Below are 18,479 nucleotides of genomic sequence, written 5' to 3' on the forward strand. Positions count from 1 at the left end.
AACGCTCCGCTTTACGGACTGAAAAAGCCCGAAATCTGACTGTCTCCCAACGGCTTCCGCCGAGGACCCTGCCGTCCCCGCCGCCTACCGTGTTTTTCCGCTGCCAACCCGATATGGGATGGCAATAAAGGAGATTCGAGGGTTAAGTCCACGGATCCCCACACTTTTTTGTGTCCGGCGCGCCACGCGACAACCTGTCGCACGCCGTTTGCATGGCCCGGGAGCGCCCAGAGGCGCTCCCGGATCGCGCATTACTTGAGGTCGACCTTGGCGCCAGCCTTCTCGAGCTGGGCCTTGATCTTGTCGGCTTCTTCCTTGTTGACGCCTTCCTTGACGGGCTTCGGAGCGCCTTCGACGAGGTCCTTGGCTTCCTTCAGGCCCAGGCCAGTGATGGCGCGGACTTCCTTGATGACTTCGATCTTCTTGTCGCCGGCCGAGGCCAGCACGACGGTGAAGTCGGTCTTCTCTTCAGCCGGAGCAGCGGCAGCGCCACCAGCAGCCGGGCCAGCAACCGCAACGGCGGCAGCGGCGGACACGCCCCACTTTTCTTCGAGGAGCTTGGCGAGTTCGGCCGCTTCGAGCACGGTGAGGCTCGAGAGGTCGTCGACGATTTTCTGCAGATCAGCCATTGTTCAGTTCCTTAAACGTTTGGTTCGAACCAGGTTTGAGATTAGCGAAGGGGTCAGGCCGCTTCGCTCTTTGAGGCATGAGCCTGAATGACGCGCGCGAGCTTGGCCGCGGGCGCGTTGGAGAGCTGAGCGAGCTTGGTCGCGGGTGCCACGAGGAGGCCCACGATCTTGCCGCGCAGTTCGTCGAGCGACGGCAGTGAGGCAAGTGCCTTCACGCTGTCGACATTCAGGACGGTTTTACCCATCGAACCGCCGAGGATGACGAACTTCTCGTTCGCCTTGGCGAATTCGACGGCAACCTTTGGCGCCGCAACCGGATCGTTCGAAGTAGCGATCACGGTCGGCCCCTTCAGCAGGGAGCCGATGGCAGCGACGTCAGTGCCATCAAGAGCAATTTTGGCGAGACGGTTCTTCGAGACCTTCACCGACGCGCCCGCCTGCTTCATCTGCATACGCAGCTTCTGCATCTGGGCCACGGTGAGGCCGGAATAGTGAGCAACGATCGCAACCGACGTGGTCTTGAAGACCTCGTTAAGTTGTTCGACCGACTCTTTTTTTGCCGCTCGTTCCACAGCAAGCTCTTTCCGGTTGGCGGCCTTTCCGCGAAGGCAGGACCGCCGGGTTGCACCCATCGTCCCGCCCTAAACCTGATCCGCAGGGTGCAAGACCCTTCGGACATGCCGGGCAAGACGACATCTAGAAGCCTGCCCTCCCAGAGCCTTGCGGCCATGGGCTGTCGAGGTTCGAACCAAACCAGCCTCTCAAGCCGCGAACGATCCGCGACCTGGAGTGCAAAATCCGGTCTTCACCCGTCTATGCAGGCCATGCGATTAAGCCGTTGAAAACACGAAGTTCTCGCGGGCGCCTGCAGTCTTGGACAGGATCGAGGCACTTCAGCATGCTGAAGGCCCCTGCTCTCATTCCTCTGGAGGCGACGGGTCTCCTTCCTTTCGAGCATCCTTGCGGGCATGCGGAAAGGAATGATCTCCTATCATCTCAGGTTTTCGGAATGCGAGCACAGACATGCCAGCAAGTGCCAGCACGCCCGGAAGGCGCTATGTAGCCGGTCCTGCCCTGCTTGCCAAGAGCAAATTTCAGACCAGTTCGGCGATCTGCCCGGCCCAGCGAAAAATTTCTTCCCGGACGGCGTCACGCCCCAATGCCGTCGCTCGTCTGGGCGCTGGAGGCTCGCATGAAACGATGGATTGCAGGAATTCTCGCCCTATTCAACCTCGCCAATGGGCTGGTGATGCTGTCAGCCGGTTCCATCTGGTGGTCGCTGGTGCCCGGCGCCGCCGATACCGGCCCGTTCAACCCTCATTTGGTCCAGGACGTCGGCATCGCCTTCATCGCGGCCGGGCTCGGCCTGGCGGCGCGGGCCTTGTGGCCGGCCTGGTGGCCGGCAGCGGTCGCGGGCGCCGCGTTCCTGGCCGGCCACGGCGCGCTGCACCTCGTGATGATCGCCGGCGGCCACGACCGCCATGCCGCATCCGATCTGGTGGCGGTCGTCCTGCCCGCGACACTCGCCCTCTATTCCGCCCTGCCAAATCAAGGAGACCGACATGCGTAGCTTCATCGCGCGCCGCATGCTGCGCGCCTATTCCAGGCGCTACGGCTACGACACCACCTATCTCGAGATCATGCTCAAGGAATCGCCCGCCGCGTTCTTCAAATTCGCCGCCGCGATGAAGGCCGCCACCTACCGCGCCGTCGCGCCGGTTGAGGCCTTCTATGCCGCCAAGCTGACCGGCGCCCTGGCGGAAGATTGCGGTCCCTGTGCGCAACTGGTCGTCGACATGGCGATCGGAGCCGGAATGGCGGAGCAGCAGGTCACCGCCGTGCTCAGGCGTGACGTTGCCGCCATGACCGCGAACACCGCGCTCGGTTTCCGCTTCGCGGAGGCGATCGTGCAACGCTCGGCCGACGACGATGCCTGCCGCGACGCGGTTCGCGCGCGCTGGGGCGAAAAAGGCGTGATCGACCTCGCTTTGGCCCTACAAATCGGCCGCATCTTCCCCATGATGAAGCTGGCGCTGGGATATGCCAAGGAGTGTCGCCGCGTGACCGTGGCCGGCCATCAGATCGATGTCATCAAGCAGGCGGCCTGAGCGCGACCCGCTGGGTCCGTATCGGACGCGGCTGACCGGGCTCGCCTACCGCATGCTCGGCAGCCGCGGCGATGCCGACGACGTGGTACAGGACGCCTGGCTGCGGTTCGCCGCGGCTGACGACGTTCGCAATCCCGAGGCGTTCCTGGTCACGGTGGTGACCCGGCTCTGTCTCGACCGGCTGAAGAGCGCCCGCGCCCAGCGCGAGGTCTATGTCGGCGCCTGGTTGCCCGAGCCGGTGTTCGACGAGGCGCTGTCGGCCGAGGCGGCAACCGAACTCGCCGACGATCTCTCCTTCGCGCTGATGCTGGCGCTCGACGCCCTGACGCCGCTCGAGCGTGCCGCGTTCCTGCTGCACGACGTGTTCGACCGGCCGTTTGCGGAAGTCGCCCGCACGCTCGAGCGCAGCGAGGCGGCCTGCCGGCAACTCGCCGCGCGCGCCCGCCGATCGGTCCGCGACAACCGCCCTGTTCCCGCCGAGCCGCCCGAAGGCCACGCACGGCTGCTGACGGCATTCTGCAAGGCCGCGGCCAGCGGCGACGTCTCCGCCCTCGCCAACCTGCTGCGCGAGGATGCCATTGCGATCACCGACGGCGGCGGCCGCAAGCTGGCGGCGCTGAAGCCGATCAAGGGGGCCGAGAAGATCGTCCGCTTCATCATCGGCATCGCCGGCAAGAACGCCGGCAGCGAGGTTCGCGTCGAACCGATGATGGTCAATGGCAGCGCGGGCGCGCTGATCTTCCTCGATGGCGAAGTCGACCACACGCTGAGCATGGCGATCGACGGCGAGACAGGCCGGATCGCGGCGATCTACATCGTCCGCAACCCGGAGAAGCTGCGCCACGCGCCGCGCCGGAACTGAAGCTCCGGTCAGGACGCCGTCGCCACCGGATAGGTGAGCGGCTTGCCGGCAAAGAACGCGTCGAGATTGGCGAGCACGCAATCCTGCATCGCCACGTGCGATTCCAGCGTGTGGCCGCCGAGATGCGGCGACAGCACCACGTTCGGCAACGCGGTCAGCCCATCGGGCGCATGCGGCTCCCTGGCGAACACGTCAAGGCCGGCACCGGCGATCACGCCCTCGGTCAGCGCCGCGACCAGGGCATGCTGGTCGATCACCGAGCCGCGCGAGATGTTGACGACGAACCCGTCGCTGCCGAGCCGGCGCAGGATGTCGGCATTGACCGCATGCTCGGTCTCGGCGCCGGCGCGCACGGCCACCATCAGCACGCTGCACCAATCGGCGAGCGCCTCCAGCGTCGGAAAATATTGATAGGGCACGTCGGGCTTCGAGCGGCTGAAATAGCCGATCTCGGTCTCGAAGGCCGCGACGCGTGCGGCGATCTTGCGGCCGATCTCGCCCATGCCGTAGACGCCGACCTTGCGGCCGCGCATGCCGGCCTGCGGCCGCATCATCGGCGACGGCTTTGCACCGGCCCAGTCGCCGCTCCGCACGTAATTGTCAGCCACCAGCAGCCGCCGCACCGACGCCAGCATCAAGGTGACTGCGGTGTCCGCGACCGACGCCGCATTGGCACCGGGGCTGTGACCGACCGCGATGCCGCGCTTCGCGGCGGCGGCGAGATCGACGCCGTCATAGCCGGTGCCGTAGCAGACGATCGCGCCGAGCTTCGGCAGCATGTCCATGGCCTCGGTGCCGAGCGCGGTGCCGCCTGCCGTGATCATGGCGCGGATCTCGGCGAGCTCGGCCGGCGGGAACGCTTCGTCCAATCGCTTGCCTGCCGCGTTCAGCAGCTCATAGCGCTCGGCGAAGCGGATCAGCTGGGCCTTGGGAAAGCGTGAATAAACCAGGACCTTATCGGGCATTGTTCTTCTTTCTTGCGAGAGGCTTCAGATATTGTCTTGGCGCGTTTTCTTCACGCGAACCGGTAGCCACTTCGCTTGAAAACGCTTTGGCAAAAACAAAGGGCGGAACCGGTTGCCCGATCCCGCCCCTCTTTATCTCTTCACGGCCAGAGACCTCAGCCGAGGATCGTGCCCGGCTCGACCTTCACGCCCGGGCCCATGGTGGAGGAAACCGCCACGCGCTGGATGTAGGTGCCCTTGGAGCCGGCCGGCTTCGCCTTGGAGACCGCGTCGGCCAGCGCCTTGACGTTCTCGACCAGCTTGTCCTCGGAGAACGAGGCCTTGCCGATGCCGGCCTGGACGATGCCGGCCTTCTCGACGCGGAACTCGACCGAGCCGCCCTTGGCGCCCTTCACGGCGTTGGTGACGTCCATGGTCACGGTGCCGATCTTCGGGTTCGGCATCATGCCGCGCGGACCGAGCACCTTACCGAGGCGGCCGACCAGCGGCATCATGTCGGGAGTGGCGATACAACGATCGAAATCGATCGCGCCGCCCTGCACCTTCTCGACCAGGTCTTCGGCACCGACGACGTCGGCACCGGCGGCCTTGGCTTCCTCAGCCTTGGCGCCGCGCGCGAACACGCCGACGCGCAGCGTACGGCCGGTTCCGTTCGGCAGGTTGACGACGCCGCGGACCATCTGGTCGGCGTGGCGCGGGTCGACGCCGAGATTGATCGCGATCTCGATCGTCTCGTCGAACTTCGACTTGGCGCGCTCCTTGACCATCTTGATGGCGTCCGCGAGCGGGTAGAGCTTCTCGCGATCGACGCCCTCGCGGGCCTTCTTCAAACGCTTTCCGATTGACATGGCCCGTTACCCCGCAACTTCCAGACCCATCGAACGGGCAGAGCCCTCGACCATCTTCATGGCCGATTCGATGGTGTCGCAATTCAAGTCCTTCATCTTCTTCTCGGCGATCTCGCGCACCTGCGCCTTGGTCACCTTGCCGGCCTTGTCACGGCCCGGCGCCTTCGATCCGGACTGGATCTTGGCGGCCTGCTTGAGGAAGTAGGACATCGGAGGGGTCTTCATCTCGAAGGTGAAGGACCGGTCCGCATAGATGGTGATGATCACCGGGATCGGGGTGTTCTTCTCTTCCTTCTGGGTCTGCGCGTTGAACGCCTTGCAGAACTCCATGATGTTGAGACCGCGCTGACCAAGCGCGGGGCCGATCGGGGGCGAAGGATTCGCCGCTCCGGCCGGGACCTGAAGCTTCAGGTATCCGGTCACTTTCTTTGCCATTTATCACTCCTGTTGTGCCGGACAGGGCCGGCGGTTTCAGGTTCCGTGGTTCGGTTGAAGGGGCTGGCGACCGCCTCCTCCCTCCCACGGCCTCTCGACTTGACGCGAGGCATATACCCCGCGCCGTCCGGTCAGACCACCTTTTCGACCTGACCGAATTCCAGTTCCACGGGCGTCGCGCGGCCGAAGATCGACACCGCGACCTTCACGCGCGAGCGCGCCTCGTCGATTTCTTCCACCACACCGGAGAACGAGGCGAACGGGCCGTCGGCCACGCGCACGTTCTCGCCGATTTCGAACGACACCGACGCCTTCGGACGCTCGACGCCCTCCTGCACCTGGTGCAGGATCCGCATCGCTTCCGCTTCCGAGATCGGCATCGGCTTGTTTTCCGCGCCGAGGAAGCCGGTCACCTTCGGGGTGTTCTTGATCAGATGGAACGCCTCGTCGGTCAGCTTCATCTTGACCAGCACATAGCCCGGGAAGAACTTGCGCTCGGCGTCGATCTTGCGGCCGCGGCGCACCTCGGTGACCTTCTCGGTCGGCACCAGAATCTGCTCGAACAGCTCTTCCAGCCCGCGCTGTTTAGCCTGCTCGCGGATCGATTCCTGAACCTTCTTCTCGAAGTTCGAATAGGCGTGAACGATGTACCAGCGCTTGTCCATCAATTGAGTTCCCATGCTCATCAGTGGATGCCCAGTATCAGGGTAATCAGATAGCGGATGATCTGATCTGCGGCGAAGAAGAAGATCGAGGCCAGCGCCACCATCACGAACACCATGATGGTGGTGATGGTCGTCTCGCGACGCGTCGGCCAAGTGACCTTGGCGGTCTCCGAGCGCACTTCCTGCAGGAATTTGAACGGGCTGAAAGCCATCGTGAGATCCGCGTCCGTTACCGGACGATTGCAACGTTTCAAGGAATCCGAACAGCCGACCTTGCGGACCCAGCCCTCGTTTGGAAGGTTGAGCCGATAAACGAGCTCGAATGTTCGGGGAATTAGGCCGCGCCGGATATCCGCCATCTAAGCGGGCCGGCTGCGAGTGCCGGGTATCTACTGCGAGACCGGCCAAACGTCAAGGTCGGCAGGGTCGCGCCCGGCGCCCGCCCGGCTCGGGCCGATCGGGCATTGGCCTCTCCAAATCAAGGGCTTAGCCGGCGCCCTGCGACCCCCTGGCTTCCTGGCGAGATCAGGATCGTTCGTCTCGCCTCGTCTAGACCAAGGTCTAGGCCTGGCCGGGTTTTGGCGGCAGCAGCATCGATACAAGCAGTCCGCTCGGCTCCCGCAGCCTCAACGCGATGCTGCCGCCATGGCGCTTGGCGATATCCTGCGCGATCGATAGCCCCAGCCCGAAGCCCCCTTCCTGCCGGGCGCTGTCGGCCTTGAAGAAGGGCTCGAACACCTTGTCGTGCAGCGCCGGCGGAATGCCCGGACCGTCGTCGGCCACCTCGATCTCGATGTGACCGGCCTCCGTGAGGCGAAGCGTCACCGCGACCCTGCTGCCGTGCTTGACCGCATTCTCCACGATATTGGTGACGGCGCGCGACAGCGCGCGTGGCCGACAGGCATAAGGCAGACGCACCGGCCCGGCATAGAATACCGCGTGGCCCATGTCGGCGAAGTCCGAACAGATGGTCTGCAGGAAGCTCGGCAGGTCGATGAACGACGCCGCCTCCGAGCGGGCGTCGTCGCGCAGATACTCCAGGGTCTCGTTGATCATGCGCGTCATCTTGGCGATATCGCCCAGCATCGCCGGGCGCAGGGTGTCGTCGCCGACGCGCTCGGAACGCAATCTGAGCCGGGTCAGCGGCGTCCGCAGGTCATGGCTGATGGCGGCGAGCATGCGGGTGCGGTCGTCGAGCAGCGCTGCGATGCGCGTGCGCATGTCGTTCAGCGCGTCGGCGACCTGGGCGATTTCGAGCGGACCGCGCCGGCGCAACGCCTGGGGAGCCCGCGGCGAGCGGCCGAACGAGGTCGCGGCACGCGCGACGTCGGCCAGCGGTGCGATCACCCAACGCACCGCATAGACCGACAGCAGCAGCATGGATATCAGCACGATGATCGCGCCCCCGGCCGCCGGGCGGAGCAGAACGGACCAGAAGCCGCCCTTGACCGCGACGTCGGCCATCAACGCGTGGCCGTCGTCGAGCTTCACGACCACCTGTGACGACGAGCCTGCCGGATGGCGCAGCTCCTCCAGCAACTCAATTCCAGACTCGGCCGCCAATTGCCGAAACGCTTTTATGGAAAACGGCCGCGTCTCTCCGACCGTGCGAGGCACGAGTTCGCTCAACGCGACGCGTCTGACGTCGAGACCGCCGCGCCTGGCTGCCCCCAGCAGTTCATCCGCGTCGGCTGCCGTCTTCGTGAAACGCAGAAGCTGCGTGAGCTCCGCGACCCGCCCGGCAAGAAACTTCTGCGTGTCATTGATTGAGGGAGAGTCGAACAGAAAAATGACGGTCGCCGCCGCGAGCGTGATGCCGATCAGCTCCGAGAGCGCGACGAGGCTCATCAGCTGCGCGGCGATGCTGCGCGGCATCAGCCGCTGTGCCCATCGCATCAGATCTGCTCGACCGCCGGCGTGAACAGGTAGCCGCCGAGCCGCACCGTCTTGATCATCGAGCGGTCCCTCGGATCCGGCTCGATCTTCTGCCTGATGCGGCTGATATGAACGTCGACGCTGCGCTCGACCGATGCAATCAGGCCGCCGAAGGCCTGCTCGATCAGCTGCTCGCGCGACAGCACCTGTCCCGGATTGCGGCAGAACGCCAGCAGCAGATCGAACTCGGCACCGGTCAGCGTGATCCGGACGCCCGCTGGGTCATGCAGCTCACGGGTGGTGGGATTGATGCGCCATCCGGCGAAGGTCAAAGGACGCGGCCGTGACCGCGACGAGGCGCCGCTCTCGACCCTGCGCAGCAGTGCCCGGATACGGGCGACCAGTTCGCGCGAATTGAACGGCTTGGTGACGTAGTCGTCGGCACCGAGCTCGAGGCCGAGGATGCGGTCGATGTCCTCGCCGCGCGCGGTGACCATGATGATCGGAATCGAAGATGACATGCGCAGGCGCCGGCAGATGCTCAGCCCATCCTCGCCCGGCAGCATCACGTCGAGTACGACGAGATCAAAACTCTCGCGCTTGAGCAGCGCATCCATCTCCACGGCCGAGCCGACCAGCACCGGTCTGAAGCCGTTGTCCTCAAGCACCTCGGCCAGCATGCGCGCGATATCGGCATCGTCCTCGACGCAGAGGATGCGGGCGTTGGTGACGGGGAAAGCCACGAGGTCATATTCCAGGATTTGCATCACGGCATTTTAGAAGCCTCGGCCCCAAATGCGCAGCGCGCAAATATAGCGTTTTGTTAAGCCTGCACGGCCAAATGTGGCTCAAATAGGTCGCACGGTTTCGCGAGCTACATCTGACTTAATATCTCTTAATCCCGACCCGGGCGGCCCTGCTCTATCGTGACGTTCGATCGTTCGTGGGGTGAGCGGTCGTTCGAGGGGTACATGAGAGTCGAATTTCTGCCGGACGCTGCGGCTGATGCGCGGAGCACGGGCCGGGCGTCGCGCAACGGTCAGCCCAATCGGTCATCCCTGCTTGCCGGCGCTGCGGTTGCGATGATGTTGTTGTCGGGCTGTGCCAGCGCACCGATGACGCGGGGCGGATCACTGGCATCCTACGACAATCTCACGCCGTCCGACGGCGTGCTGGCGAAATCGCTGGTTCGCGTCAACAAGGACGAGGTCCTCGCTGCGAAGACGGTGCGAATCGTGCCGACGACCTTCTCGCAGACAGCGTCGCCGACGCTGTCCCAGGAGCAGAGACACCTGGTGGCCAACGCGATCGATCGTTCGCTGTGCGTCGGCCTGAGCGAGCGGCTTCAGGTCGTTGGTCCCGATCAGCCCGCGGATCTGTCCGTGCACGCGCTTGTCACCCAGGCGGCCCCCACCGACGAGGTCGCGGCGGGCACTTCCAAGGTGGTCAGCTTCCTGCCGAGCGCGCTCGGCGCGGGCGTGCCGGTGCCGGTGCCGCGGTTGCCGGTCGGGCTTGGCAGCCTGACCGTCGAAGCCGAGGTGCGCGATCAGGCCAGCCGCCAGCAGGCGGCGATGATCTGGGCCCGCGGGGCGAATTCGTTCACCAACTCGCCCATGGTCTCGAGCGCCGGTGACGCCTACGATCTCGCCCCTTCCTTCAGCGACGATTTCAGCAAGCTCGTCGTCACCGGCGCGACGCCATTCGGAAAGGCGCCGGAGCTGCCATCGCTCGACAAGATTGGCGCAACGCTCGGCGGCAAGCCGAAATACGCGGCCTGCGAGGCGTTCGGCCGCAATCCCGGCCTGGTCGGAATGGCCGCCGGCAAGCTCGGCTTGCCGCCGGAATGGTCGGACAAGGCGCCGGCGGCAGCTGGCCAATAGACAGCCTAGCCGGCGAAGCTCTTCTGCACCGCCTGGTCGAGCGTGGCGCCGCCGACATAGCGCTGCCGCAGCTCGCGCTTGAGCAGCTTGCCGCTCGGATTCTTCGGCAAGGCATCCACGAAGATGACCTGCTTCGGCACCTTGAAATGGGCCATCGACGCCGCGCAATGCTTGATGACGGCGTCGGCATCGAGGCTCTGGCCGGCCTTGACCACGACGATCGCGGTCACCGCCTCGATCCAGCGCGGATCGGGCAGCCCGACCACCGCAACCTCCGACACCGAAGGCAGCCGGTAGATCATCTCCTCGACCTCGCGGCTCGCGACATTCTCGCCGCCGCTCTTGATCATGTCCTTCACGCGATCGACGACGCTGATGTAGCCGTCAGCATCGACGATCGCGAGGTCGCCGGAATGAAACCAGCCGCCGGCGAACGCCGCCGCGGTCTTGACCGGATCATTGTAGTAGCCGGACAACAGATGCGGCGAGCGGTGCACGATCTCGCCGACTTCCCCGACCTTGACGTCGGTCATGTCCGGCCTGACCACCCGCGTCTCGACGTTGATCGCGGGCTTGCCGGCCGAGCCGGCCTTCGGCAGCTGGTCCTCCGGCGTCAGCACGGTCGCGAGCGGCGCGATCTCGGTCTGGCCGTAGAAATTCCAGAACTTCACCTCGGGCAGCCGCCGCTGCAACTCGAGCAGCACCTCGACCGGCATGATCGAGGCGCCATAATAGCCCTTGCGCAGGGTCGACAGGTCGGTGCGGTCGAACGCGCCCGAGCGCAGCATCGCGATCCAGATCGTCGGCGGCGCGAAGAACGAATTGATCTTGTGGGCCGCGATCAGCGCCAGGACATTGTCAGGCACCGGCTTGCCGGTAATGAGGCTGGTGGCGCCGAGATAGATCGCGGGCCCCAGGAAAACGTCGAGCTGCGCGCAGTGATAGAGCGGCAGCGCGTGCAGCACCGTGTCGTCGGTCGCCATGCCACCGTCGATGATGCAGCTGACATACTGCCACATAACGGCTTCATGGGTGAGGATTGCGCCCTTCGGCAGCGACTCGGTGCCGCTGGTGTAGATGATCTGCGCGGGATCGCGGCCGTCGACCGAGACATCCGGCGCCGACGCGTCGCTGTGCAACAGGCTGTCGAATGTCGTGATGCCGTCGGGCGCGTTGGCCGGATCCTCGCCCGGCAGCCAGATCAAGGTCTCGACCGCCGAGCCCTTGGCGGCCGCGGCGTGCGCCGTCTCCACGAAATCGGGGCCGACCGCGAGCAGCTTGGCGCCGGAATTGGCGAGGATGAAACTGATCTCATCCGGATTGAGCATGAAGTTGATCGGCACCAGGATGGCGCCGATCCGCGCCACCGCAAAGCGCAGCGCGGCGAAGCCATGCGAGTTGCGCGACAGCACCGCGACGCGATCGCCCTTCGCAACGCCAAGCGCGAGCAAGCCGCGGCCGAGCCGATTGCAGAGCGCATCCATCTCCGCAAAGCTCCAGCTCACCTCGCCGCAGATCAGCGCGGTCTTGCCGGGGTAGCGCTTTGCCGACCGGCGCAAGAGATCGCCGATGCTGTGCTCGCGGGCGCGCTGGATGGTTGCTGCGATGTCTCCGCTCATTAAGTCCCTCCCGAATGTGCTTGTTGTCGTTGTTTTCGTCTTGTCTTGGCCGCGCCGTCCCTATTGCCGCGCGGCGTAAGCGTGTTCCATGTAGGTGTGCTCGACCGAGCGATCGAGCGAGGCGATCTTCTCGAAGCCGCGCCGCCAGTCCTGCAAATGCCGCCGCGTCCACAGCACGCCGGCCTCCTTGTCGCGCCGCTTGATCGCGTCGAGCAGATGATGGTGTGCCTCGACCAGCCGCGCGCCGCCCTCCGGCACGCCACCCACGATCATCTCGGTGGTCGGAAAGAACAGTTGCGCGGCGGGCTCGCGCGCCAGCTGCAGCACGCGGTTCTGCGAGGCCTTGGCCATCAGCACATGGAATTCCGCATCGAGCTCGGCGAGCGCAGCGGGATTGCCGACGACCGCCGCGCTGCGCTCGAGATTGCCGGCAAGCTCGGCGATGTTCTCCTCGGTGGCGCGCTCCACCGCACCCTCGACGCTCGCGACCTCCAGCGTCATCGAGGTCTCGAACAATTCGCGGAACGTCACCTCGTGCAGGATCAGCGCACGGGACAGTCGCGTCGCGAGCTTGTTGTAGCGCGGCAGGCAGGCCTGCAGCCGGCGGCTGGAATCGCGGCGGATCAGCCCGCCCTCCTCGAGCACGCGAATGCCTTCGCGCACCGTCGAGCGGTTGACGCCGAACTGCGCCACCAGTTGCTGCTCGGTGCCGATCGGCTCGCCCGGCTTGATCCGGCCGTTGATGATCTCGCGTTCGATCGCATCGGCGACCTTCTGATAGGCCGGCGCGACATCGATACGCCGGAACAGCGGCGTGGTGGGCATCTTCAGCTCCCCCGGACCCCGATTGTCGTTTGTCGGACAAAAGATAGGCGAAGGCCCTTGGGGCGTCAAACGGGCAATATTTGGCCTGATTGTCGCACCCAGGCAGCTGGAATTGACACCGGAACCGGGCAAATCTAGCTTTGTCGGACAAACTGACAAGAACACCTCGGGGAGGCACACCATCATGAAATCCATCGTCACGAGTCTGTCCGCCGCCGGCCTGATCGCGGCTGCGCTGGCAGGGCCGGCGCTCGCGCAGCAAGCGCCGCTCAAGATCGGCGTGCTCACGGATTTCCAGTCGGTCTATTCGGACATCGGCGGTGCCGGCAATGTCGAGGCCACCAAGATGGCGATCGAGGAGTTCGGCGGGTCGATGTTCGGCAAGCCGATCGAGCTCGTCACCGCCGACGCCCTCAACAAGGCCGACGTCGCCGCCACCATCACGCGCAAATGGTACGAGGCCGAGAATGTCGACATGATCATCGACATGCCGACCTCGGCGACCGCGCTCGCCGGCATGGAGATGTCGAAGCAGTTCGAGAAGATCATGATCGTGACGGATGCGGCGAGCTCCGACATCACCGGCAAGTCCTGCTCGCCCTACACGCTGCACTGGACCTACGACACCTACGCCAACGCCCACACCGTCGGCAGCGCGATCGTGAAGAACGGCGGCGACACCTGGTTCTTCATCACCGCCGACTATCTGTTCGGCCATTCGATCGAGCGCGACACCGGCGACGTGGTCCGCGCCGCCGGCGGCAAGGTGCTCGGCAGCGCGCGGCATCCGCTCAACACGCCGGACTTCTCGTCCTTCCTGCTGCAGGCGCAGGCCTCGAAGGCCAAGATCATCGGCATGGCCAATGGCGGCGCCGACACCATCAACACCATCAAACAGGCCTCCGAATTCGGCATCGTCGCGGGCGGGCAGAACCTCGCCGGCATCGTGATGTTCATCTCTGACATCCACAGCCTCGGGCTGAAGCTCGCGCAGGGCCTGATCATCACCGAGGCCTACTACTGGGATCTCAACGACCGCACCCGCGCCTTCGGCAAGCGCTTCTTCGAGCGCATGAAGCGGATGCCGACGATGAACCAGGCCGCGACCTACAGCGCCACCCTGCACTACCTCAACGCGGTTAAGGCCGCCGGCACCAAGGAGACCAAGCCGGTGCTGGCCAAGATGCGCGCGACCCCGGTCCGCGACGCCTTTACCGACAACGGCGTGGTCCGCGAAGACGGCCGCATGGTGCACTCAATGTTCCTGTTCGAGGTCAAGAAGCCCGAGGAATCGAAGGCGCCGTGGGATTATTACAAAGTGCTCGCCGAAGTCCCCGGCGACCAGGCGTTCCGGCCGCTGAAGGATGGCGGCTGCCCGCTCATCAAGTAGCTGAAAATGATCATGGCCGGGGTCCGGGACCTCGGCCAACACCTTCAAATGAATGGGTAAAAGCTGGCAGGAGTGGCAGGGCTCGAACCTGCGACCCCCGGTTTTGGAGACCGGTGCTCTACCAATTGAGCTACACTCCTGCAGGGAACCCGCGTCGCCGCCGGTTCGCGCCGTTTCAAGCACAGGGCATGGCCGGTTTGCAAGGGCGAAGCGGTGAAGCTTCTGTTCATTGCAAAACTTCTGCGCCAAACTTCGGCGATCACCCCACGTCGGCACCTCGCCGCAAGAATCAAGAACCAGGGAGAGACCATGAACGCTCAAACCGCCACCAAGCACGCCGCCAGCCCGGCCACCCCGTCCCTCCCCCTCGCCAAGCCCGAATCGATCGGGCTGTCGAGCGCGCGGCTGCAGGCGATGTCCGACACCTTCCGCCGCGAGGTCGACAAGGGAACCGTGCCCGGCGTGACGGTGCTGGTGGCGCGGCGCGGCCAGATCGGCTGGTTCGACGCGATCGGCCGGCAAAGCCCGACCGCCTCGGCGCCGATGACCCATGACACGATCTTCCGCATCTTCTCGATGACCAAGCCGATCGTCTCGGTCGGCATCATGCAGCTGCTGGAGGACGGCCACTTCCTGCTCAACGACCCCGTCGCGAAGTTCATCCCCGAATTCGCCGAGACCAAGGTCGGCGTCGAGAACAACGGCAAGCTCGAGCTGGTCGCGGCGAAGCGGCAGATGACGATCCAGGACCTGCTCCGCCACACGTCTGGGCTTACTTATGACCACACCGGCAACGGCCCGGTGCAGCAGCTCTACCAGCAGTCGCGGCTACGCAGCCGCAAGATCACCAATGCCGAGCACGCCACCATGCTCGCCGGCATGCCGCTGGTCTGCCAGCCCGGCGCCGAATGGAACTACAGCCGCTCCACCGACATCCTCGGCCGCATCATCGAGGTCGTCAGCGGCAAGACGCTCGGCACGTACCTCACTGAGCGCATCCTCTCGCCGCTGCAGATGACCGAGACCGCCTTCCACACCGGGGAAGCCAATGCCGGCCGCCTCTCCGAGGCCTTTGCCAGCGATCCCTGGACCAACGAAAAGGTGCAGCTGTTCAACATGCTGGAGAAGCCGGCGATGGAATCCGGCGGCGGCGGACTGGTTTCGACCACGATGGACTATGCGCGCTTCGCGCAGATGCTGCTGGGTGGCGGCTCGCTCGACGGCACCAGGATCATCGGCCGCAAAACGCTCGAATTCATGGCCTCCGATCACCTCGGCGCCGGCGTCACGATCCAGGGCACGCTGGTGTCGCCCGGCCACAGTTTCGGCCTCGGCTTCGCCGTGCGCATGCAGCAGGGCATCGCGCCGTTCTCCGGCTCGGTCGGCCAGTATTTCTGGAGCGGCATGGCCGGCACGTTCTTCTGGATCGATCCGAGCGAAGACCTGATCGCGGTCTTCATGATGCAGGGCCCGGGCCAGCGCGAATATACCCGCTCGCTGGTGCGCAACGGGGTGTACGCGGCGGTGGAGTGATTGGGACACTACTCGCTCCGCATCCAAGGCTGTCATCGCCCGGCTTGTCCGGGCGATCCAGTACGCCGCGGCCTCTCGGCTCAAGCACTGCCGTCTCTGGAATACTGGATCACCCGCTTTCGCGGGTGATGACGAGTTAAGTGTGTGGCGCGCTTTGCGCGCCAATAACGCGCGTCAGCTGATCGTCGCGCCGCCGTCGATCACGATGGTCTGGCCGGTCATGAAGTCGCCGGCCCGCGAGCCCATCATCACGGCGGCGCCCGCGATCTCGTCCGGCACGCCGATCCGCAGCAGCGGCGAGCGCGCGGTCGAGGCCTTCAGATTGTCCGGATTGTCCCACAGCGCCTTCGCAAAGTCGGTCTTGATCAGGCCGGGCGCGATGCAGTTCACGCGGATATTATGCTTGCCGTATTCGCAGGCGAGGTTGCGCGCGAGCTGCATGTCGGCGGCCTTGGAGATCGCGTAGGCGCCGAGGATGGTCGAGCCCTTCAGGCCGCCGATCGAGGACACGATGATGATCGAGCCGTCCTTGCGCTCGATCATCTGCGGCACCACCATCGAGATCAGCCAGTTGTTGGCGACGATGTTGTTGTCGAGAATCTTGCGGAACTGATCGTCGGAGATGCCGGCGAGCGGACCGTAATAAGGATTGGACGCGGCGTTGCAGACCAGCACGTCGATCTTGCCGAAGGCGCGGTTGCTCTCGTCGACCAGGTTCTGCAGGTTTTCCTTCGACGAGATGTTCGCCGCGATGGCAACCGCGGTGCCCTTGCCGTAGCTGTCGTTGATCTCCTTTGCCACCTGTTCGCAGACGTCGGCCTTGCGCGAGGAGATCACGACCTTGGCGCCGTGCTCGGCCATGCGCTCGGCGATCGCGCGCCCGATGCCGCGCGTCGAGCCGGTGATGACGGCGACTTTTCCCTTCATGTCGAACAAGGTCATGTTTCTCTCCCTGATGTTACGATGTTTGAATTCTGCGTTGAGCTTAAGCAGCGTCGTGGTGTTGCGATAGCAGCAATCACGCAAGCTTGCTCGCCGGCCTGACTTCGGGTCCGGACGGCTGATGCATCGCGGCGTGGCGCGGATCGGCGATCCACGGCTGCTGGTTCACCATCGGCAAGCGCCAGGTCGACAGGCCCGCACTCGCAATGTGATCAAGTCGCGTCACCGAGACGTTATCGATATCGAACGACAGCCCCCTGTCCGGCTGGCCGCCGAGCGCCAGCCCGACCGCGGCCTTGATCACGCCGCCATGGCCGACGGCGATGATATTCCTGCCCGCTTCCGCCGCGGTGATCCGCACAATGGTGCGGCAGACGCGGGTATAGAGATCCATGTAGCTCTCGCCGCCGGGCGCGGGCTCGTTGACATCGGCGAACCAAGCCGTGCCCGGCGGACGGCTGGCGAGAAACGCGGCGCGGTTCATGCCCTGCCATTGGCCGAGATGCTGCTCGGCGAAGTCGCGTTCCTGCGTCATGTTTTCCGGCTTTGGAAACCCGGCAGCCCAGATCGCGTCGGCGGTCTTGTGCGTGCGTTTCAGATTGCTCGAATACCAGACCGCATCGCGCGGTAGCATCTTGGCGACCGCCTCGAACACTTCGGTGTCGCCGGTGTCGCAGTCGATATCTTCTTGTCCGTAGATGTTGCCGCCGTCGCTGCGCACCGGCGCGTGGCGAACCCACCACCACCGCGTCACCTTCACGTCAGGCTTGTCTGGATTGGACATCGGATGAGCCCTTCAATAGTGTCCCGTCTCGCTGTACGTCACGCGGCACATCGCCTCAAGTGCTTCGGACGTTTGAAATTTTGTTTGAATTCCGTCGCGCGGCAGACGCGTCGGGGATCACGTGAACAGGGAGAAAATCATGGGCCGCCTCGAAGGCAAATCCGTCATCATCACCGGCGCTGGCAGCGGCATCGGCCGCGCCGCCTCGCTGCTGTTCACCAGGGAAGGCGCCAAGCTGATCGCGGTCGATCGCACCGAAGGCGTGAACGAGACCGCCAAGCTGGTGCGCGACGCCGGCGGTACCGTCGAAGCCGTCACCGCCGATGCCGGCTCGGAGAGCGACGTGAAGGCCTTCATCGAGAAGGCGGTTTCGAAGTACGGCAAGCTCGATGCGATCTGGGCCAATGCCGGCGTCAGCGGCGGTCTCGTCCCGCTCGCCGACCAGACCGTCGAGCATTGGCAGGAAGTGCTGCGCGTCAATCTGATCGGCCCGTTCCTCGCGATCAAGCACTCGATCCCGCACATGACCAAGCAGGGCTTTGGCTCGATCGTCTGCACCGCCTCCGTCGCGGGCCTGAAGTCGGGTGCCAGCGGACATCCCTATGGTGCGAGCAAGGCCGGCGTCATCAGCCTGGTGCAGACCACCGCCTATTCGCTCTCCGGCACCGGCGTGCGCATCAATGCGGTGTGTCCGGGCCTGATCGAAACCGGCATGACCAAGCCCGTGTTCGATCGCGCCAAGGAGCGCGGCACCCAGGACAAGATCGGCCAGCTCAATCCGCTCAAGCGCGCCGGCCAGCCGCACGAACTCGCCGCGATGGGATTGTTCCTGGCGAGCGATGAAGCGTCCTACGTCAACGGCCAGGCCATCCCGGTCGACGGCGGCCTGACGGCGTCGATGCCGTATACGGGCAAGCCGATTTAGCAGGGGCTCTCCAAGCCATCGTCCGCGGTGGCGCCGCATACACCAGCGTCGTCCCGGCGAAGGCCGGGACCCATACGCCGTGGCCGGGGTTGTGAACAGGACTCGTCGTTCCAGCAACTGCAACAATGACCACTTGTGGTAATGGGTCCCGGCCTTCGCGGGGACGACGGCGGTGGATGGTCCTCGATTCATGA

The 18,479-nt window shown here is 64.9% G+C and carries 20 protein-coding genes and 1 tRNA gene; 7 read left to right on the forward strand and 14 right to left on the reverse strand.

All coding sequences use genetic code 11. The annotated features are described in order from the left end of the window. Positions 1 to 251 precede the first annotated feature (251 nt). Both rplL and rplJ read right to left on the reverse strand, forming a co-directional pair. Positions 252 to 629 carry a 50S ribosomal protein L7/L12 gene (rplL, locus tag AC1VNY_RS20105; protein WP_038383110.1) on the reverse strand — a complete coding sequence of 126 codons (378 nt, stop codon included), beginning with the start codon at positions 627 to 629 and terminating at the stop codon, positions 252 to 254. A gap of 53 nt (positions 630 to 682) precedes the next feature. Further along, positions 683 to 1,201 (reverse strand): 50S ribosomal protein L10, encoded by a 519-nt coding sequence (rplJ, locus tag AC1VNY_RS20110; protein WP_038383111.1) that lies wholly within the window; start codon positions 1,199 to 1,201, stop codon positions 683 to 685. Between the two features lie 620 nt (positions 1,202 to 1,821). On the opposite strand from rplJ, the gene AC1VNY_RS20115 reads away from it, so the two are divergent. From AC1VNY_RS20115 to sigJ, 3 genes are read left to right on the forward strand one after another with little or no spacing between them, the layout of a single operon-like run. Further along, complete coding sequence (locus AC1VNY_RS20115) at positions 1,822 to 2,199, forward strand: hypothetical protein (protein WP_482406492.1); 378 nt, start codon at positions 1,822 to 1,824, stop codon at positions 2,197 to 2,199. Positions 2,200 to 2,215: 16 nt separating this feature from the next. Then, positions 2,216 to 2,737, forward strand: coding sequence for a hypothetical protein (locus AC1VNY_RS20120; protein WP_482406493.1), 522 nt, complete (start codon positions 2,216 to 2,218; stop codon positions 2,735 to 2,737). Next, positions 2,715 to 3,599 carry an RNA polymerase sigma factor SigJ gene (sigJ, locus tag AC1VNY_RS20125; RefSeq protein ID WP_482406494.1) on the forward strand — a complete coding sequence of 295 codons (885 nt, stop codon included), beginning with the start codon at positions 2,715 to 2,717 and terminating at the stop codon, positions 3,597 to 3,599. The genes AC1VNY_RS20120 and sigJ overlap by 23 nt, the downstream gene beginning before the upstream one ends. Positions 3,600 to 3,607: 8 nt before the next feature. Here the strand turns inward: sigJ and AC1VNY_RS20130 are convergent, their stop codons facing one another. The 7 genes from AC1VNY_RS20130 to AC1VNY_RS20160 all read right to left on the reverse strand — a co-directional run bounded on the left by AC1VNY_RS20130 (position 3,608) and on the right by AC1VNY_RS20160 (position 9,154). Then, a complete protein-coding gene (locus AC1VNY_RS20130; RefSeq protein WP_482406495.1) occupies positions 3,608 to 4,564 on the reverse strand; it encodes a 2-hydroxyacid dehydrogenase in 957 nt (318 codons plus the stop codon). A gap of 155 nt (positions 4,565 to 4,719) precedes the next feature. After that, positions 4,720 to 5,412, reverse strand: a complete 693-nt coding sequence (gene rplA / locus AC1VNY_RS20135) for a 50S ribosomal protein L1 (protein WP_018272150.1) — start codon at positions 5,410 to 5,412, stop codon at positions 4,720 to 4,722. A gap of 6 nt (positions 5,413 to 5,418) precedes the next feature. After that, on the reverse strand, positions 5,419 to 5,847 hold the full coding sequence (gene rplK / locus AC1VNY_RS20140) for a 50S ribosomal protein L11 (protein WP_011088164.1): 429 nt from the start codon (positions 5,845 to 5,847) through the stop codon (positions 5,419 to 5,421). A gap of 131 nt (positions 5,848 to 5,978) precedes the next feature. Next, on the reverse strand, positions 5,979 to 6,512 hold the full coding sequence (gene nusG / locus AC1VNY_RS20145) for a transcription termination/antitermination protein NusG (RefSeq protein ID WP_021081670.1): 534 nt from the start codon (positions 6,510 to 6,512) through the stop codon (positions 5,979 to 5,981). Positions 6,513 to 6,532: 20 nt separating this feature from the next. Continuing rightward, positions 6,533 to 6,724: a preprotein translocase subunit SecE gene (gene secE / locus AC1VNY_RS20150; protein ID WP_016840554.1), complete on the reverse strand. Its 192-nt coding sequence runs from the start codon at positions 6,722 to 6,724 to the stop codon at positions 6,533 to 6,535. A gap of 349 nt (positions 6,725 to 7,073) precedes the next feature. Continuing rightward, complete coding sequence (locus AC1VNY_RS20155; RefSeq protein WP_482406496.1) at positions 7,074 to 8,387, reverse strand: ATP-binding protein; 1,314 nt, start codon at positions 8,385 to 8,387, stop codon at positions 7,074 to 7,076. 20 nt (positions 8,388 to 8,407) lie between these two features. Beyond that, a complete protein-coding gene (locus AC1VNY_RS20160; protein WP_482406497.1) occupies positions 8,408 to 9,154 on the reverse strand; it encodes a response regulator in 747 nt (248 codons plus the stop codon). Between the two features lie 204 nt (positions 9,155 to 9,358). Here AC1VNY_RS20160 and AC1VNY_RS20165 point away from each other — a divergent pair, with 204 nt between their 5' ends. Then, entirely contained in the window at positions 9,359 to 10,267 is a 909-nt protein-coding gene (locus tag AC1VNY_RS20165; protein ID WP_482406498.1) for a DUF3313 domain-containing protein, read from the forward strand. 5 nt (positions 10,268 to 10,272) lie between these two features. Here the strand turns inward: AC1VNY_RS20165 and AC1VNY_RS20170 are convergent, their stop codons facing one another. Together AC1VNY_RS20170 and AC1VNY_RS20175 are read right to left on the reverse strand one after the other, a co-directional pair. Beyond that, positions 10,273 to 11,886 carry an acyl-CoA synthetase gene (locus AC1VNY_RS20170; RefSeq protein WP_482406499.1) on the reverse strand — a complete coding sequence of 538 codons (1,614 nt, stop codon included), beginning with the start codon at positions 11,884 to 11,886 and terminating at the stop codon, positions 10,273 to 10,275. Positions 11,887 to 11,946: 60 nt separating this feature from the next. After that, a complete protein-coding gene (locus tag AC1VNY_RS20175) occupies positions 11,947 to 12,711 on the reverse strand; it encodes a FadR/GntR family transcriptional regulator (protein WP_018272155.1) in 765 nt (254 codons plus the stop codon). 184 nt (positions 12,712 to 12,895) lie between these two features. On the opposite strand from AC1VNY_RS20175, the gene AC1VNY_RS20180 reads away from it, so the two are divergent. Continuing rightward, complete coding sequence (locus AC1VNY_RS20180) at positions 12,896 to 14,101, forward strand: ABC transporter substrate-binding protein (RefSeq protein WP_461320211.1); 1,206 nt, start codon at positions 12,896 to 12,898, stop codon at positions 14,099 to 14,101. 64 nt (positions 14,102 to 14,165) lie between these two features. Here the strand turns inward: AC1VNY_RS20180 and AC1VNY_RS20185 are convergent. After that, positions 14,166 to 14,241, reverse strand: a tRNA-Trp gene (locus AC1VNY_RS20185). A 169-nt stretch (positions 14,242 to 14,410) separates the two neighbouring features. Between AC1VNY_RS20185 and AC1VNY_RS20190 the strand changes: the two genes are divergently transcribed. Further along, entirely contained in the window at positions 14,411 to 15,634 is a 1,224-nt protein-coding gene (locus AC1VNY_RS20190) for a serine hydrolase domain-containing protein (protein WP_482406500.1), read from the forward strand. Between the two features lie 174 nt (positions 15,635 to 15,808). Here the strand turns inward: AC1VNY_RS20190 and AC1VNY_RS20195 are convergent, their stop codons facing one another. After that, positions 15,809 to 16,576: an SDR family NAD(P)-dependent oxidoreductase gene (locus AC1VNY_RS20195; protein ID WP_026192903.1), complete on the reverse strand. Its 768-nt coding sequence runs from the start codon at positions 16,574 to 16,576 to the stop codon at positions 15,809 to 15,811. A 76-nt stretch (positions 16,577 to 16,652) separates the two neighbouring features. Further along, positions 16,653 to 17,360, reverse strand: a complete 708-nt coding sequence (locus AC1VNY_RS20200) for a histidine phosphatase family protein (RefSeq protein WP_482406501.1) — start codon at positions 17,358 to 17,360, stop codon at positions 16,653 to 16,655. A 139-nt stretch (positions 17,361 to 17,499) separates the two neighbouring features. Here AC1VNY_RS20200 and AC1VNY_RS20205 point away from each other — a divergent pair, with 139 nt between their 5' ends. Beyond that, positions 17,500 to 18,285: an SDR family NAD(P)-dependent oxidoreductase gene (locus AC1VNY_RS20205; RefSeq protein ID WP_304495821.1), complete on the forward strand. Its 786-nt coding sequence runs from the start codon at positions 17,500 to 17,502 to the stop codon at positions 18,283 to 18,285. Positions 18,286 to 18,479 lie beyond the last annotated feature (194 nt).

The organism is Bradyrhizobium ferriligni (assembly GCF_056837965.1).